General features: G+C 56.7%; 11 protein-coding genes. 10 read left to right on the top strand and 1 reads right to left on the bottom strand.

The window, feature by feature from the left end:
* Nucleotides 1-515: PAAR domain-containing protein (locus F3J40_RS23725; protein ID WP_205297503.1), on the bottom strand; the 515-nt coding region annotated here is incomplete at its 3' end.
* Nucleotides 516-1,160: 645 nt separating this feature from the next.
* On the opposite strand from F3J40_RS23725, the gene bcsO reads away from it, so the two are divergent.
* From bcsO to F3J40_RS23675, 10 genes are all read left to right on the top strand, one after another.
* Nucleotides 1,161-1,742, top strand: coding sequence for a cellulose biosynthesis protein BcsO (gene bcsO, locus F3J40_RS23720; RefSeq protein WP_167018550.1), 582 nt, complete (start codon nucleotides 1,161-1,163; stop codon nucleotides 1,740-1,742).
* On the top strand, nucleotides 1,733-2,536 hold the full coding sequence (gene bcsQ, locus F3J40_RS23715) for a cellulose biosynthesis protein BcsQ (protein WP_167018548.1): 804 nt from the start codon (nucleotides 1,733-1,735) through the stop codon (nucleotides 2,534-2,536). The genes bcsO and bcsQ overlap by 10 nt, the downstream gene beginning before the upstream one ends.
* Nucleotides 2,537-2,657: 121 nt before the next feature.
* A complete protein-coding gene (gene bcsA, locus F3J40_RS23710) occupies nucleotides 2,658-4,751 on the top strand; it encodes a UDP-forming cellulose synthase catalytic subunit (RefSeq protein WP_167018546.1) in 2,094 nt (697 codons plus the stop codon).
* On the top strand, nucleotides 4,748-7,078 hold the full coding sequence (bcsB, locus tag F3J40_RS23705; protein WP_167018544.1) for a cellulose biosynthesis cyclic di-GMP-binding regulatory protein BcsB: 2,331 nt from the start codon (nucleotides 4,748-4,750) through the stop codon (nucleotides 7,076-7,078). Before bcsA ends, bcsB begins: the two co-directional genes overlap by 4 nt.
* 10 nt (nucleotides 7,079-7,088) lie before the next feature.
* Nucleotides 7,089-10,886: a cellulose biosynthesis protein BcsC gene (locus F3J40_RS23700; protein ID WP_167018541.1), complete on the top strand. Its 3,798-nt coding sequence runs from the start codon at nucleotides 7,089-7,091 to the stop codon at nucleotides 10,884-10,886.
* On the top strand, nucleotides 10,886-11,293 hold the full coding sequence (gene bcsD, locus F3J40_RS23695; RefSeq protein WP_167018539.1) for a cellulose biosynthesis protein BcsD: 408 nt from the start codon (nucleotides 10,886-10,888) through the stop codon (nucleotides 11,291-11,293). Before F3J40_RS23700 ends, bcsD begins: the two co-directional genes overlap by 1 nt.
* Before the next feature lie 9 nt (nucleotides 11,294-11,302).
* Nucleotides 11,303-12,319, top strand: coding sequence for a family 8 glycosyl hydrolase (locus F3J40_RS23690; RefSeq protein WP_026042371.1), 1,017 nt, complete (start codon nucleotides 11,303-11,305; stop codon nucleotides 12,317-12,319).
* A gap of 112 nt (nucleotides 12,320-12,431) precedes the next feature.
* On the top strand, nucleotides 12,432-14,447 hold the full coding sequence (gene hmsP / locus F3J40_RS23685) for a biofilm formation regulator HmsP (RefSeq protein WP_205297502.1): 2,016 nt from the start codon (nucleotides 12,432-12,434) through the stop codon (nucleotides 14,445-14,447).
* A gap of 213 nt (nucleotides 14,448-14,660) precedes the next feature.
* Entirely contained in the window at nucleotides 14,661-15,935 is a 1,275-nt protein-coding gene (locus F3J40_RS23680; protein WP_167018537.1) for a dicarboxylate/amino acid:cation symporter, read from the top strand.
* A gap of 236 nt (nucleotides 15,936-16,171) precedes the next feature.
* Complete coding sequence (locus tag F3J40_RS23675; protein WP_167018535.1) at nucleotides 16,172-17,653, top strand: M16 family metallopeptidase; 1,482 nt, start codon at nucleotides 16,172-16,174, stop codon at nucleotides 17,651-17,653.
* Nucleotides 17,654-17,747 lie beyond the last annotated feature (94 nt).

The raw sequence follows: 17,747 nt of genomic DNA, 5'->3' as shown, positions 1-17,747 counted from the left end.
ATGGGCAGGGTGGTGACGGTGCCGCCGCCGATAATCACGTTGGGCGAGCCGGAGAGGATGGTGGCCCCGCAGTTGGTTTTGTCGCCGCTGCGCGCCAGCGGAAAGCCGTTGACGAAGACGTTCGAGGAGCCCTGGGCCACCTGCATGCAGGGGCCGTCCTGGCTGCAGGCGGCGCGGCTGAAGGTGGCAAGGGCGGCGGGTTTGCCGTTGATAAAGACGTTGTGGGAGCCGGTGAGCAGGGTGCCGCACTGGGTGAAGCTGCTTTCCCCGACCCCGGCGAGGGCATCGCGGGCGGTGGTCGCCAGCCAGCCGCTGAGGAAGCCTACGGCCACGCTAATCCCGATTAGCGCGATGCCCACGCCGAGGCAGGAGGTGGCGAGGCCTGCGACAAATAGGGCTTTGGCGGCATACGAGCCGGCGGCGGCCAGCAGGCCGCCCACTACGGTGCCGGCTATCATCCCGGCGAGGGCGTGAGAATGTCCTATCGGGTCGCCAACGCGCGCCGCTTCTCCCATGTGAATCTCCTTATTCAGCCGCTATTACGTGCTTCTGCGGGCGGTCCCGGAAGCAAAACGCGGCAAACCTTCACAAAATCCGGCCTGGCTGTCAACCGCACCAAAAGTGAGAATTATCTTAAAATCCAGTGGGATTGATGGCCGCTGTAATCAGGCCACAGCGATTAATCCCGGAAAGGGAAAAATAGCGACGGGATATGTCGCAAACCCGAGGAAGGGGGAGGGATATGGCAGAAAATAAAGACGTCAGGCGCTGTGTGGGGGTTTTGTGTTACTAGCGATGATTTGTGATCAGTGTCACTAAATAAACCCGCCGCTGGGTTTCCTGTCGCGCGGATATATCAGCCGGAAAGCTTAATTCTCAACGCGGAATGTCACAGCCGCAATCACCTCCCTGGCATAACAGAACGGCTGCTGATGTATTCCAGCATAAAGAGAAAGGTAATACCGGCGGAGAATTGATAAGAGTAATTTCTGACTATATTGCCGAACGCGAAAATATCGCCAAAATCCGGCTTAATTTGAATCCTAATGATAAAACTGTTTTATGGAAATCGTTGAATTTATACCCAGAATTTTCTTACTTAGTGGGATCGATATGCTATATTCCACGAAAATTCCTACTCCTGTTACTGGGCCTGGGTTATGAACAACTATGACGATTTGCAGCGTTTTAAGGAGAAAACGCAAACTCTGGATATCGCCTTCAAGGATATGTCTGGGCAATCGCAGGAAGCAGAACAGGGCCAGTGGTCTTTGCTGCGGCAATTGACGCCAGCGGAACAGCAGGTTCCGTTTGCCGGACAACGCATTGATGTGCCGCAACCACAGCCAATCAATATTGAAGCCTTCACGGTGGCCGCACAGCAGACCAGCTCAGTGCCGGTCTCTTCTGCCCGAGGTAATCTGCTGGAGAGCCTGGCGGCGACACTGCCGTCAGAGAGCGCGCAGCAACCCCCCGCAGCCGCTCGTTCACTGTTTCCACCACCGCAATCTGCCACACCGGCTCCAGTGGCTGCGCCTGTGCTCAGCGCCATGCCTTTAGCCGCTCCGTCCCAGCCGGTGCCTGTGGAAGCTCCGATTGCGGTGAGTGCGCCGCAACCCGCCATGACAACACCTAACACTGCGCGCGGTGCCTTGTTCCGTTCACGCGTCAGCGAGCCTGTAAGTCTGTCCAAAGAGACATTATTAAAACCGTTACTGGAGAAGATAGCGCTATGCCATTAGTTTGTGTGTGCTCGCCAAAAGGTGGGGTAGGGAAGACCACAGTGGCGGCCAATCTGGCCTGGAGCCTGGCCCGCGCGGGCAGCAAAGTACTGGCGATAGACTTCGACGTGCAGAACGCATTGCGTCTGCATTTCGGCGTGCCGCTCAGTGACGGGCGCGGTTTCGTCGCGCGTTCAGAAGAGCACAGTGACTGGAGCCAGTCGATCCTGACCACCGGCGGCAACATCTTTGTGCTGCCGTATGGTGATGTGACGGAAGAGCAGCGCGAGCGTTTTGAAGATCGCCTGGCGCGTGACCCACACTTCTTGCAGCGTGGCCTGGATACCGTATTACGCTATCCGGGACTGGTGATTATTGCTGACTTCCCGCCAGGCCCAGGTCCGGCCATTAAAGCCATTAGCGCGCTGGCGGATATGCATCTGGTGGTGATGCTAGCGGATACCGCTTCCGTCTCACTGCTGCCGCAAATTGAAAATAACCGCATGATCGGTCAGCCGCTGAATAATAAACACGGTCACTATTTTGTCCTGAACCAAAGTGATAACCGTCGCAATATTAATCGTGACGTGACCGCCTTTATGCAGCAGCGCCTGGGCGAGCAATTAGTGGGTGTTATTAATCGCGATGAAAGCGTCGGCGAAGCCAATGCGTCGCAGCAGTCCGTTTATGATTTTAGCCCGGCCTCCGCTGCCGCGTTTGATATTGAGCTGATCAGTAAGCGCATTGCCAGTTTATTAAACGTCACCGTAGGCAATGGCGAAGTTCAGGCACCTATTCGCACCAATCACTATTAACTAACCAAGAATCCGTCGGCTTTATATCGAAGCACGACATATAAAACGTTACGCCTGCGTGACGAACAGCAGCCAGATTGATTCTGGCTGATCGGTTAACCGCGTTTTTTCAGGGTGAACTATGAATAAAATCGGGTTTTACTTGCTCCTGCTGGTGTTAGCACCGGTAGCGGCGGTAATCGTTATTACGCCGATGGATAGCCAGAAACAATATATTTTTGGCCTGATTAGCATTGCGATGATGTTTGCGATGAATTTCAGCAAAAGCCGCCAAATATCCGTGGTGATGGTGATGCTTTCGGCGCTGATGTCAACGCGCTACATCTGGTGGCGTACCACGGAAACGCTGCACTTTAATTCAGAAATTGAAGCCATTCTGGGTATTGCACTCTATATAGCCGAACTGTATGTCTGGGTGATCCTCATCCTCGGCTTCTTGCAAACCACCTGGCCTTTGAAGCGCACCATCGAACCGCTGCCGGATGATGTCAGCCTGTGGCCCACGGTCGATGTGTATGTGCCCAGCTATAATGAAAGCCTGGATGTGGTACGTGATACCGTGCTGGCGGCGCAATGTATTGACTACCCGCGCGACAAGCTAAAAATCTATCTGCTGGATGATGGCAAACGCAGCGAGTTTGCGGTGTTCGCGGCGGATGTGGGCGTAGGCTACATCACGCGAGATGATAACCGCCACGCGAAAGCCGGTAATCTTAACCACGCCATGAGCATCACCAAGGGTGAGCTGATCTGCGTGTTTGACTGCGACCACGTTGCCACCCGCACCTTCCTGCAAGCCACCGTCGGGCCGTTCCTGAAAGATCCGAAACTGGCGCTGATGCAGACGCCGCACTACTTCTACTCTCCCGATCCGTTTGAACGTAACCTGCGCGCTGCGCGCAGCATTCCCAATGAAGGTGCCCTGTTCTATGGCCCGGTGCAGCAGGGGAATGATAACTGGAATGCCACCTTCTTCTGCGGCTCCTGTGCGGTGATTCGCCGTACGGCGCTGGAAGAAGTGGGCGGCTTTGCCACCGAAACCGTGACCGAAGATGCGCATACTGCGCTGAAAATGCAGCGCCGGGGCTGGGGTTCGGCGTTTCTCGCGATTCCACTGGCGGCCGGTCTGGCGACTGAGCGTCTGGGGCTGCACGTGATCCAGCGTACCCGCTGGGCGCGAGGCATGACGCAGATTTTCCGCGTTGATAACCCGCTGCTAGGCCGCGGATTGACCTGGCAGCAGCGCCTTTGTTACCTCAACGCCATGCTGCACTTCCAGTTTGGCCTGCCGCGCGTCATCTTCCTGGTGGCCCCGCTGGCTTACTTGCTGTTTAACCTCAACATTATTCACTCCTCGGCCTCGTTGATCTTCGCCTATGTGCTGCCGCACCTGGTGATGTCGGTGGGGGTTAACTCGCGGATGAATGGCCGTTTCCGTTACACCTTCTGTGGTGAAATCTACGAAACGGTGATGTGCTTCCACCTGGTGATCCCCACTTTCCTTACCATGCTGTCGCCGAAGCACGGCAAATTCAACGTGACCGATAAGGGCGGATTGCTCGATCAGGGCTTCTTTGATTTCCACATCGTGCGTCCACATGTGATTGTGGCGGTGTTGCTCACCATCGGCATCGTTGCCGGGGTAGTGCGTGCGGTGGCCCATGACTATTTTGGCGTCGACCCCTACGTTATTGCACTCAACGTCGGCTGGGCCTTGTTCAGCCTGATCATTCTGATGGCGGCGATTGCCGTTGCGCGTGAAACCAAACAGGTGCGTAAAACCATCCGTATTGATGTGCAGATTCCGGCGATTATTCACTACGCCAGCGGCATCAGTTCACGCACGCAAACCTGCAACCTCTCCATGGGCGGCGCGCAGTTGGATGCGCCAGACAGCCGTCATTTGCAGGATGAAATCGAAGAGATCGATCTGTTGCTGCACTCTGGCACCATCACCATTCCGGTGAGTAAAATCTCCGCCGATGAGCAGACCATTCGTCTGAGCTTTAAAGCGATTCCCCTGGCGCGCCGCCGTGAGCTGGTGCGTGTGGTGCTGGCCCGTGCGGATGCCTGGATCCAGCCGCAATACAAACAGGATAACCCGCTGGTTTCCTTAGGAACGCTGGTCCGTACCGTGTTCGAGCTGTTCTGGTTGACCTGGAAAGATCGCCGTACCAAACGCAAAAATGTGACCAAAGAGGATGGCGTGGCATGAAGAAAATGACCCGAACGCTGCTGGTCACTTCGCTGTCCGCAGCGCTGTTCCTCTCACCGGCGTGGGCGGATAGCCCGCCCGATCAGCAACTTGAGCAAGCCGCCGCATCGCTGCCGTGGCAGCCGGGCGCACAACCGGAAGCGGATGTGCCGCCCCCGGTCACGCTAAATCAGCCGATCAGCAGTGAAATTACCGTGGGCCAGATGGGGCAGACCCAGGGCATTACGCTGGCCGGTAGCCAACTGCAATCCGGTATTGTTTTTACCCTGCCGGGTGATGAGGTGATCACCAATGCGCACCTGAGCCTGACGCTTCGCGTCTCGCCTGCATTGGCGGCGCACAACACCTCGCTGCAACTGATGCTGAATGGTCAACCCTTAGGCACCTTGCCGCTGGGTTCCAGTGACAGCGATACCAACAGCTATCAGCTGGATATTCCTGCGGCGATGGTGGTGGCCAGTAATAACCTCAGCTTCAAAGTGAACGATGCCGACAAGCTGGTGTGTGAAAAAGACAGTGCGCAGTACCAGGTCACTATCCTGCCTTCCAGTGCGTTGAGCATGGAAGGGCAGCAGTTGAATATTGGCACCGATCTGCGCAATTTCCCGCGTCCATTCCTTGACCCGCAGCGAATGACAGCCGCCAGCGTCACCATCGGTTTTGGCGATAAGCTGTCGCCGGATGCGGTAAGCGCTGCCGCGCTGGTGGCCTCCTGGCTGGGCATTCAGAGTGATTACCGGGGCATTCGTTTCCCGGTGGTGCAGGGACAGTTGCCCGAGAAAAACGGCATTCTGTTTGGGCATCCGGGGGAGAAAATTGGCAACCTGACCTTCCCGCAGCAGGAAGGGCCGGTGTTGCAGTTGGTGGATAACCCCAACAACCCGGTCTACAAACTGCTGCTGGTCAGTGGCCGTGATGATAGCCAGTTACGTCAGGCCGCCTGGCGCCTGACCAGCCGTCCAATTAGCAGCGAAGGCAGCCAGTTGGCCGTGCAGCCACAGCCCATCGCTTTCCGTAAACCTTATGATGCGCCGCGTTGGATTAACACCAACCGTCCGGTGCGTCTGAGCGAACTGCTGCGTAAAGATCAAAGCCTGACCAGTAACGGCATCTGGCATGAACCGCTGCGCGTTAACTTCCGCGCCGCACCGGATCTGTTCCTGTGGGATGGCGACGCCGTGCCGGTGAATCTGCACTATCGCTTCCCGACGGAAAACTGGATCGACGAAGACCACTCCTATCTCAACGTGATGCTCAACGGCACTTTCCTGCGCAACCTGACGGTGAATAAAGTCGGTCTGCTCGAGAGCGCATGGCATCGGCTGGGGGGTGATGCTCGCCAGGAGCGTTATGAGCTGAAGCTCGATCCGTACCTGATCTATGGCGACAACCAGCTAGGGCTCTATTTCAACATCAAACCGCGTGCGGATGCGCCGTGCGGTGTGTTGATGAACAACAACATTAAAAGCCGGATTGAGGATGACTCATGGATTGACCTGAGCCATACCCGTCACTTCAGCATGTTGCCAAACCTCTCCTATTTTGTCGGTGCGTCTTTCCCGTTCACGCGGCTGGCGGACTTCGGTCAGACCGTGCTGCTGCTGCCGGAAAAACCGACGCTGGCGGAGATCGGCACCGTGCTTGATCTGGCTGCGCGTGCCGGTAACTCCACCGGTGCCGCGTTGACGCAAAATCAGGTGCTGTTTGGCCTACCGAAGGGGGGAACGAACCTCGCTCGCCTGCAACGCAGCGATGTGCTGGCAGTGAGCACCACCAGTAACAGCGCCTTTAACCAGGCGATGCTGCAATCGTCGCCGTTTGAAACCAGTGGCACCACGCTGGGGGTAAAAGAGCCGGGCACGCTGGATCGCCTGCGCAGTTGGCTAACCGGTGACTGGTCGCGTCAGCAATTAGATGCCGATCGCTACTTCTCCTCCAATGAGGCGTGGCGCGGGTTTATCAGCTATCGCTCCCCGTGGAACCCGGATCGCCTGGTGGTGATGACGGTGGCAACCAGTGACGAGCAGCTAGAGCGGTTGCACAACGACTTAAGCTCTGCACGCATTAATGCCGGTATTCGTGGCGATGCCGCAGTGATCACCGATGAAAATGGCATTCGCAGCTTCCGCGTGGGGCCACAGTTCCCGAGCGGTGAACTGCCGTGGTACATGCTGGTGGTGTGGTATGCCAACCAGCATTCCGTGCTGTTGGCGCTGGCGGCATTGATCGTCTCCGCACTGGTCGGTGGCAGTACTTTCGCCCTGTTACGTCGCCATGCACGGCGTCGTTTGCACGGCAATGATGATAGCAACAGCGGCAGGAAGTAAGGGTAACACCATGAAAAAAAGACAATTAAGTGCCGGCATTCGTCATGCTCTGCTGCTGGGAGGAGCGCTGGCGTTTACCCAACCGCTATGGGCAGCGGAGAGCAACAATCCTGCGTTGCAGGCGCTGTTCGATCAGGCGGCGTACTGGCACCAGAAAGCCCATGACGATCTGGCGAAAGCCGCACTGCAAAAAGTGTTGATGGTGGATGCCAATAACGTCCAGGCGCTCTACCTGCTGGCGCTCTACTCGGCGCAGGGCGGAGATAACGTCGCCGCGACGCAGTGGCGCACGCGTTTAAGCGAGGTTTCACCTGGTGACCCGCGTTTAACCGATCTGGATAACGCGCGTCAGCTACAAACCATTCCCCAGGCGCAGTTGGCGCTGGCGCGCCAGCAGGCCCGCAGCGGGAATACCGCCGCTGCACTGCAAAGCTGGCGCAATACCTTTAGCGGCAATACGCCTCCGCCGAGTGTGGCGGCTGAATATTATCTGACGATGGCGGGCGATCGCACCCTGCTACCGCAGGCGGTGGAAGCCCTGCGTCAGTTCTCGGCGCAAAATCCGCAGGATAGCAATGCACGTCTGGCGCTGGGCAAAGCTCTGACCTACCAGGAGTCGACCCGCCGTGAAGGCATTGAGCTACTGGCGGGGATGGCGGATGGCAGCCCGGATGCTGACCGTTCGCTGCGCCAGGCGCTGCTGTGGTTGGGGCCGCAATCTTCAGACGCGGCGCTGTATCAAAACTTCCAGCAGCGTCACCCGGAAGACAGCGCGGTGATGGACTATTACCGTAAAAACGTGGGCGGGGCGGAAAAAGGGGCGGGCTTTAACGCGCTGAACAGCGGCAACACTCGCGCGGCGGAAAGCAACTTTGAGAACGTGCTCCAGGCGAACCCGCAGGATGCTGATGCGTTGGCCGGTCTGGGCTATGTCGCTCAGCGCGATGGCCGCTATGCGGAAGCCGCAGACTACCTGCAACGTGCCGCGCAGTTGGGCGGCGCTTCCGGGCCAGAAAGACAAAAACAGGCGGATGATGCGCGCTTCTATGGCCAGCTTGCCAGCGCGCAGCAGGCGCTAAAAAGCGGGAACACCGCTCAGGCACTGGCGCTGAGTGAGCCACTGACTAAGGCGGAAGGCGAGCAGGGCGTGGCGGCACAGCTGTTCCGCGCCGATGCGCTGCGTCGTAGCAATCAGCTCGATCAGGCCGAGCAAACCTATCGCACGCTGCTGCAAAATAATCCGGATAACCGCAGCGCTAAAGAGGGGCTGTTCTACGTGCTGCGCCAGCAAAATCGTGGCGCGGAAGCGAATGCTTTACTCTCCTCGCTGCCGGAAAGCGTGCGTCAAAGCATGGCCCCGCGTGGCGATAGCAGCGACCCGATTCGCGCTAATGCGAAGCGCCAACTGGCGGCAGGCAATAGCGCTGCCGCAATCGCCACCTTGCAACAGGGGCTACAGCGCTACCCGAATGATGGCTGGATGCGCCTCGATCTAGCGCGTATCTACCGCGCCCAGGGCAATACCGATCTCGCCGCCAACGTAATGGCGCCAGCGATGCGTCAGGGTGCCAGTAGCAATGAGCTGTATGCAGGCGCGCTGAACGCCAGCGAGAGCGGCGCATGGCAGCAGGCCAGCATGTTGTTGTCGCGCATCCCACCACGCGCGCGCAGTAACGATATGCGTCAGTTAGCGCAACGGGTTAACTTCAACCTGCAAATGGCGACCGCCGATCAGTATCTGGCCCAGGGTTCCAACGCGGCAGCAGCCAACACCTTGCGCGCACTGGCACAAACGCCGCCAACCAATCCGGCAGATGCCGGGAACCTGGCACAAAAACTGGCTCAGGCAGGGGATCTCACCAGCGCCGTGGCCGTGGTACGCGGCAATATGCAGCGTGGCGTGCAGGGCAACGCCGGGGATTATGCCGCGCAGGTGGCGGTGCTTAATCAGGCGGGTTTGACCAGCGAAGCGCAGAATTTCCTCAGCAATCCTGAGTTGCAGGCACGCAGCACCTCGACGCAGCTGGCCGGGATTCGTAATGGTTACCTGATCAATGAAGTTGATACGCTGCGTGAACAGAAACAGTACGCCGCCGCCTATGACAAGCTGATTGGCGCACTGCAACACGATCCGCAAAACCGCGATCTGATGTTTGCGATGGCGCGGCTGTATCAGTCCGGCAAGATGAACAAGGAAGCCGGGGTGGTTTACAACTACCTGATGACGCAGGACACACCCACTCAGGATGCACGCGTGGGCGCAATCAACGTTGCGCTGGCGGGCGGCAATGTTGAGGGGGCCAATAGCCTGGCGCGTGACCTGCACAATGACAACTCGCCGGATCGCCTGTTGCTTCTGGCGCGCGTTGCCGAGGCCAATGGCGAACATGCGCAGGCTATGGGCTATCTGCGCACGGCACGCGGCCGTTTAATTGGCCTACAAGGTGCGCAGACCGGTTCGGTGCCTACCGTAGGTGGCATGACGCTGGCGGATAATCCGTTTATTAACCGCAGCACCTCACCCGTGGGGCGTACGCCATCGGCTTATGGTGCAGTGATGCCGTGGCAGCAGTCGCCTTCTGGTCAAGACACTCCCGATGCTGTAGCCAGCAATACACCAGTTTCACAGCAGAGTCAGACCCTGCATCAGATCGACACCATGATGGACGATCTGCGTGATAAAACCGGCACCTGGGTGCAGGGCGAAATGCAGATTCGTGGGCGTGATGGTGAGTCCGGTTTGAGCAAGCTGACGGAAGCCAAAGCCCCGCTCACCTTCTCTACCGTGCCGTTTAAAGATGCGCGCTTCTCCTTCACCATGACGCCGGTTTCGCTTACCGCAGGCAGTGCCGCAGGCGATGCATGGCGTCGTTTTGGCACCAACGCGCTGGAACAGGGCAAGGTGGTGGCCGCGGGTGATGCGACCCTTGATGATGTGCCCAGCTCTTCAACCGATTCGCAGTCCGCTTCTGGCGTAGAGCTGAATCTTGCGTTGCAGGGCGACAGCTACAAAATCGACCTCGGCAGCACCCCACTGGGCCAGGATCTCTCTACGCTGGTGGGCGGAATTCAGTGGTCGCCGAAGCTGACTGACTTCCTGACGCTGATCCTCACCGGCGAGCGCCGTGCGGTGACCGACAGCCTGCTCTCCTATGTCGGTACCGAAGATAAAACCACCGGTAAGAAGTGGGGGCGCGTCACTAAAAACGGCGGCAATGCGCTGCTGAGCTATGACAACGGGGATGCCGGTTTCTATGTTGGCGGGGGCGCTTATAGCTACATCGGTGAGAACGTCGCCAGCAACAACGAGATTCAGGGGCTGGCGGGCGCTTACGTGCGTCCGTTCCATGACGACGATCGTGAGCTGAAGGTGGGGATGAGCCTCTCCTGGATGGACTACTCGAAAAACCTCAGCTATTTCAGCTACGGTCAGGGCGGCTACTTCAGCCCGCAAAACTATGCTTCCGTCTCCTTCCCGGTGGATTTCACGCGCAAATTTGACGACTTGCAGGTGAACATTGGCGGCTCGGTGGGCTATCAGTCTTACAGCCAGGATCGCAGTGCCTACTTCCCGAACGATCCTTCGTTGCAGTCGCAGATGGCGACACTGGCGGCGGCGGGTGACGTGAAAAGTGCCTACTACACTGGCGACAGTAAAAGCGGCATTGGCTACAACCTGCACGCCGGGGCAGATTATAAAATTAACCGCGATTTAAGCATCGGGGGTCAGTTAGGTTACGACACCTTCGGTGATTACAACGAGAGCACAGCACATCTGTGGTTCCGCTATATGTTCGGAGACAATTAATGAGTGAACAACCGGGCTGGTTTGACCTGGTCAGCGTGATGATTGATGGCATGATTGCCAATGCTGGCGAGCAGGAAGCGGGTGATTTCCTGCATGAAATGGGCGTAACCCTGGCCGCGCGCTATCCTTTGCCGGAGGCGCGCACGGTGCAGGATCTCGAACGTGAGATTAACCTGCTGCTGGCGCGTTTTGGCTGGGGCTTTGCCCAGCTACAGCCGCAAAGCAATGCGTTGCTGCTGCAACATCACGCGCTGCCTGCGGGTGGAACAGAGCAGTGGCGTAATGCCATGGCCGCTGTGCTTGCTGGCCTGTACGCGGGCTGGTTACAGGCGCAGGGAGGAAGCGAGGCAGTCCCGCTGATGCTGGAACTGAATGACGGCAGTACGCTGCATTTTCGTTATCAATAGGATGTCTGAATGAGACTAAAGCCGTGGTGGCTCCGCGTGGTGTTATGTTGCGTGGTGTGGGTAGTGAGTGCGCAAGCGATGGCCGATGGCTGGAGCAGTTACAAAAGCCGTTTTCTTACCCCGGACGGGCGGATTATCGATACCGCTAACAACAACGTCAGCCACACGGAAGGGCAGGGTTACGGGATGCTGCTGGCGGTTGCGTACAACGATCGCGCCACTTTTCAGCAGCTCTGGACGTGGACCCGCACTCATCTGCGTAATCCACAGAATGACCTGTTCTACTGGCGCTACACCCCCAACGTCACCAATCCGGTGGCGGATAAGAATGATGCCAGCGATGGCGATGTGTTGATCGCCTGGGCATTGCAGCGGGCGGCGCAAAAGTGGCAGGTTAGCGACTATCAGCAGGCTTCCGATCAGATCCAAAAGGCGATTGTGAAGCAGACGGTGATTGAGTTTGCTGGGCGCACGGTGATGCTGCCAGCGGCGCAAGGGTTTAATAAAACCAGCTATATTGTGCTCAATCCGTCCTATTTCCTGTTTGCGGCCTGGGAAGATTTTGCCCGGCACAGCCATTTGCAGGTGTGGACCCGGCTGATTGATGACGGGATGAGCCTGCTGGATGCGATGCATTTCGGCAACACCGCACTTCCGCTGGACTGGGTAGCCTTGAATGCCGATGGTTCAGTGGCCCCGGCGCTGGGCTATCCACCGCGCTTTAGCTACGATGCGATTCGTATTCCGCTCAATGTCTGGTGGTACGATCCGCAAAGCCTGCGACTGGTGCCGTTCCAGCAGGTGTGGCAGCGTTATGGCCGCCTCAGCACGCCCGCCTGGTTTGATGTGTTAGCCAATACGTCAGCCCCGTACAATATGGATGGCGGTTTGCTGGCAATACGCGACCTGACGCTGAATGCCAGCGATAACCTCGGTGATACCTTGTCCGCAAACCAAAACTACTTTTCTGCCAGCCTGCAACTGTTGGTTTATCTGGCCCGACAGGCACATGCGTCTGATTCTTAATCTGCACTGCCCGGCATTTTGGCCGGGCAAAGTCGGTAAAAAAAACGGTTTCAGGGATATACTTAGCAAGACTTTTCCTGTCTGATAGCTGACCCGGAAGCTGGAGAATATTTTGCGTGTAAATCGCTCCTTAACGATAAAGCAGATGGCGGTGGTTTCTGCTATTGCGCTGATCACCATCTCAATTTTTATCGTCGTACAGCTCTTTCATTTTGTGCAGCAGCGCAGGATTGATTACGCCCAGCAGATGGAAAATATCGCCCATACGGTACGTCAGCCACTGTCTGAAGCAGTCTTGAAGGCGGATATTCCCCAGGCCGAACATATTCTTAACTCCCTTAAGCCCGCAGGCATTCTTTCGCGCGCTGATGTGGTGCTACCCACGGCTTTCCAGGCGCTGCACGCTGATTTTTCACCGGAAAAACCGGTGCCACAGCTGGTCTCTCGCCTGTTTGAACTGCCGGTGCAAATTACGCTGCCGCTTTACTCTGTAGAACACACCGGCCTGCCGAAACCGCTGGCCTATCTGGTGCTACAGGCGGATTCCACCCGGGTCTATCAGTTTATCCTGAGCACGCTCTCCACCATGATCACCACCTATCTGCTCCTGGCACTGGTGCTGTCGGTGGCGATCAGCTGGTGCATCAATCGGCTGATGGTGCATCCGCTGCGGGACATCGCCAGAGAGTTGCAGGAGCTGCCTCCGCAGGCGATTCTGGCGCACAAGCTGACGCTGCCGCCGGGGCACCGTGACGATGAGCTGGGCATGTTGATTCGCAGCTATAACCGCAATCAGCAGGTGGTGGAATCGGTCCATGACGAGATGAGCCGCCTGACCACCCACTACCCGGTGACCGACTTGCCTAACCGGGCGCTGTTCCTGGCGCTGCTCGATCAGTATCACCAGCAAAGCCGTCGTGACTTTGGCTTGATGGTGATTCGCATTGAAACGCTGCTGGAAGCCAATGGCGTGGTGAGCAACGACCAACGCGAAACACTGACGTTGACACTGGCGGAAAAAATTCGTTCGCAGCTTGATGGACACACGCTGTTGGCGCAGACCAGCCCCAGTGATTTCGTTCTGCTGATGAAACGCGCGAATACCCCGTTCCGCGCCATGCGTCTGGCAAGAAGCCTGATGATTCGCCTGAATCAGCCCGTGGCGTTGCAGCAATTGCAGCTGCGGCCAAACGTCAGTATCGGCTTAGGGTTGAACAATGGGCCTGATGTGGCCGCCAGCGAACTCTTACGGCGTGCCACTTCCGCCATGATGTCTGCCCGTCATCAGGGGAAAAATCAGGTGCTGTTCTTCGATCCGGCATTAACGGAGAAAGCCCAGAAGCGGCTGACCCAGGAGCACGACATTTTACAGGGTCTGCATGACGACCACTTCCGGCTCTACCTTCAGCCACAGATTGATATGCGCACGGGCGAGCTGGTAGGCGCTGAAGCCTTACTGCGCATGCGCCAGCCCGATGGCAGCTATGGCCTGTCAGAAGAGTTTATTGCCAGCGCCGAAGAGATCGGGGTGATCTCCGCCATTGGGCGCTGGGTGTTTGAAGAGTCCTGCCGGATTCTGGCGGGGTGGCAGAAGCAGGGCATTACGCTGCCACTCAGCGTCAACATTTCGGCGGTGCAGCTACGTGACAACAGCATGGTGGCGCATCTACAAGGATTATTACAACAGCACCGTATTCAGCCGGGCAGTTTTGTGCTGGAAGTGACAGAAACCGCCAAAATTGGAGATACCGCTCAGGCGCTCTCGCTGCTGCGCAGCCTGCAACAGTCAGGTGTGATGGTCGCGTTGGACGATTTTGGTATCGGCTATTCAAACCTTAATTATCTGCAACACTTTAAGTCTCTGCCGGTCGACAAACTTAAGATGGATCGAAGTTTCGTTGCCGAGCTTCCCGAGGATGACACCATGCTGAGGGTGGTGGTCGCGATTGCTGAAATCCTTCAGCTTGAGATCATTGCCGAAGGTGTGGAGACCCACGAACAGCGTGACTGGCTTCTGGCGCGCGGGGTGCGCGTGGCGCAGGGGTATCTCTATTCTGAGGCATTACCGCTGGATCGCTTCAATCCCGAATGGCTGGATAACCGTTTCCGCCCTAAAAAGTCACCTTAGTTACTGATTAGCTTAGATAAATTTGTAAATAATGCTTGTGCTGAAGCGAGTCAGCTCATACTCTGGTCTTTCCCTCTCACTAAGTGGGTGTAACCAGGTATTAATTTTATCTGATAAGTGTTATGACTTGGTTACCAATAATATCCTGGATATTCGGTGCCACCTGATATGCGTGCCCGATGTTCATCTTTTTTCTGACGTGGGCGTCGTGATATGAAAAGTTCGTTGTTTAAAAGTCTCTATTTTCAGGTGATCGTCGCCATCCTTATCGGTGTACTGCTCGGCCATTATTACCCCGATCTCGCTACTCAAATGAAACCGCTGGGCGATGGCTTCGTCAAACTGATTAAAATGATCATTGCCCCGGTGATTTTCTGTACGGTGGTGACCGGTATTGCTGGCATGGAGAGCATGAAGGCGGTAGGCCGCACCGGAGCGGTGGCGCTGCTCTACTTTGAAGTGGTCAGTACTATTGCGCTGATCATTGGTCTGGTGGTGGTAAACGTTCTGCAGCCAGGTGCAGGCATGAACGTAGACCCGGCAACGCTGGATGCCAAAGCGGTCGCTATGTACGCTCAGCAGGCCGAACAGCAGGGTGTGGTTGCCTTCCTGTTGGATGTGATCCCGAACAGCGTCATCGGTGCTTTTGCCAGCGGTAACATCCTGCAAGTGCTGTTGTTTGCTGTGCTGTTTGGTTTCTCACTGCACCGTATTGGCAATGCTGGCACCATCATGTTTAACGTGATTGAGAGTTTTTCTCGCGTTATTTTCGGCATCATCAACATGGTTATGCGCCTTGCGCCACTGGGTGCATTCGGTGCGATGGCGTTCACCATTGGTAAGTATGGCGTAGGTTCTCTGGTCCAGCTCGGCCAGCTGATCGTCTGCTTCTATATTACCTGTGTGCTGTTTGTGGTGGTGGTGTTGGGGCTGATTGCCCGTGCTGCGGGCTTCAATATCTTCCGCTTTATTGCCTACATTAAAGAAGAGTTATTGATTGTATTAGGCACCTCCTCTTCGGAGTCTGCGTTGCCACGTATGCTGGATAAGATGGAACGTCTGGGTTGTAAGAAATCGGTGGTGGGGTTAGTTATCCCAACCGGTTACTCCTTTAACCTGGATGGCACCTCTATCTACCTGACGATGGCGGCGGTGTTTATTGCACAGGCGACCAACGCCCACATGGACATCATGCATCAGATTACTCTGCTGGTGGTGTTGCTGCTCTCCTCAAAAGGCGCAGCCGGGGTAACCGGAAGTGGCTTTATCGTGCTGGCAGCCACGCTTTCTGCGGTGGGGCATTTGCCGGTCGCGGGCCTGGCGCTGATTCTGGGTATCGATCGCTTTATGTCTGAAGCGCGTGCTCTGACCAACCTGGTGGGTAACGGCGTTGCGACCGTTGTGGTAGCTAAATGGGTCGGTCAGTTGGATGAAAAGCAGCTGAACGACACGCTGACCCATAAAAATAAGCAAAATTCTTTGTCATAAACGAAAAATTAATCGATAAAACCCATTAATTGCCGTGAAATGCCCGCTGTCACTTGCCCTGACAGCGGGCATTTGCATAATAAACCCCTCGATTTTTTTTGATGTTTTTTCACTTTGTTGCGTGACATCCTGGCTGCGCTGTGGTCAAAGACTCTGTGACTAGCTGCGTTTATGGCTGGCAGCGGAGGATACGTGCCAGTGATGACAACTTTTTATTGCTTTGAGTAGGGGTTCACATGCAGGGCACCAGAATGCGGCTTTTGGTTGGTGGGGTAGTGCTGGCTGTAACCAGCTTTGGTCTTCAGGCAGAAACGCTCCAACCCGATCCCGCGTGGCAGCAAGGGAAACTGGAAAACGGCCTCAACTGGCAGTTACTGACAACGCCGCAACGTCCTAGCGATCGTGTCGAAGTGCGCATGGTGGTGAATACCGGCTCGCTGATGGAAAGCTCCCAGCAAACCGGCTTTAGCCATCTGTTAAGCCGCATGGCGATGGTGCATAACGGCGCGCTCGATCCCAATGAGCAGCGCGCACTCTGGCAGCAGGCGATGAATCCGGTGCGGGCACTGCCCCCGGTCATCACCTCTTATGATTACACGCAGTACAACCTCAGCCTGCCCAATAACCGCCCAGAGTTACTCAAGGAAGCCTTGAAGTGGCTGGCTGCGACCGCAGGTGGCATGACCATCAATGAGCAGGTGGTCAATACGGCCCTCAGCGCTTCAGACGCTACCGTGACTTCGCCTGCCAATACCCAGGATATCTGGTGGCGCTATCGCCTGAAAGGCTCGGCGCTATTAGCACATGACCCGGCTACGGCACCGCGCGCGCCGGTCGATTTAACCCAACTGACGCAGTTCTACCAGCAGTGGTACACCCCAGACGCGATCACGCTTTACGTGGTGGGAAATGTGGATAACCGCAGCCTGGCGGAGCAAATCACCAAGGTGTTCTCTCCGCTCCAGGGCAAACGGACGACACCATCGCCGATGCCGACGCTGTCACCGCTGCCACAACAGCCGGTGAACCTGGTGGCTGATACCCGCGCACAGGATCGTCTGGCCATTGTGTGGGATGCCGCCTGGCAGCCGATTCGCGATTCGCAAAACCTGCAACACTACTGGCAGGGTGATTTAGCGCGTGAAGCGCTGTTCTGGCACCTGCAACGTGCCCTGGGCGATAGCAAAGCGCAGGGAGCACAGCTTGGGTTTGACTGCCGAGTGTTATACCAGCGTGCGCAGTGTGCGATTAATCTCGACAGCCGCAATGATGCGCTGGAACACAACCTGAAGCTGGTGGCAGATGAGCTGGCGCATGTGCGTGACAATGGTCTGCCACAGGATGAGTTTGATGCGCTGATGGCGCAAAAACTGCTGGAACTGAACAAGCTGTTTGCCACCTACGCCCGCACGGATACCGATGTTCTGGTCGGTCAACGCTTACGCTCGCAGCAAAATGGCGTGGTGGATATTGCGCCTGAGCAGTATCAAAAGCTGCGCCAGGCGTTCCTGGCTAGCCTGACGCGTGACCAACTGAATCAGGAACTGCATCAGCAATTGACCCAACCCTTGACGCTGATCCTGACTCAGCCACAGGGTGAAGCTGAAATCAACGTGCAGCTGCTTCAGGCCGACTGGAACAAGGTTATGGCGCCCCCTGTCGTAGCAGAAAGCAGCAGCGATGCACCAACGGCTGCACCCGCCGCCGCCGTTAACTGATCTCCCCTTGCGCGATGCACTCTGTATCGCGCTTTCTCTCCTGCTATCACTGACCCGGTTCTGTCTTGCTGACAAAACCGGTCATAAAGTTATC

The sequence above is a fragment of the Candidatus Pantoea multigeneris genome, assembly GCF_011752615.1.
GTDB lineage: Bacteria > Pseudomonadota > Gammaproteobacteria > Enterobacterales > Enterobacteriaceae > Pantoea > Pantoea multigeneris.
Note: the sequence above shows the minus strand (reverse complement) of the source record. Positions and strands in the feature narration are given on the sequence as shown.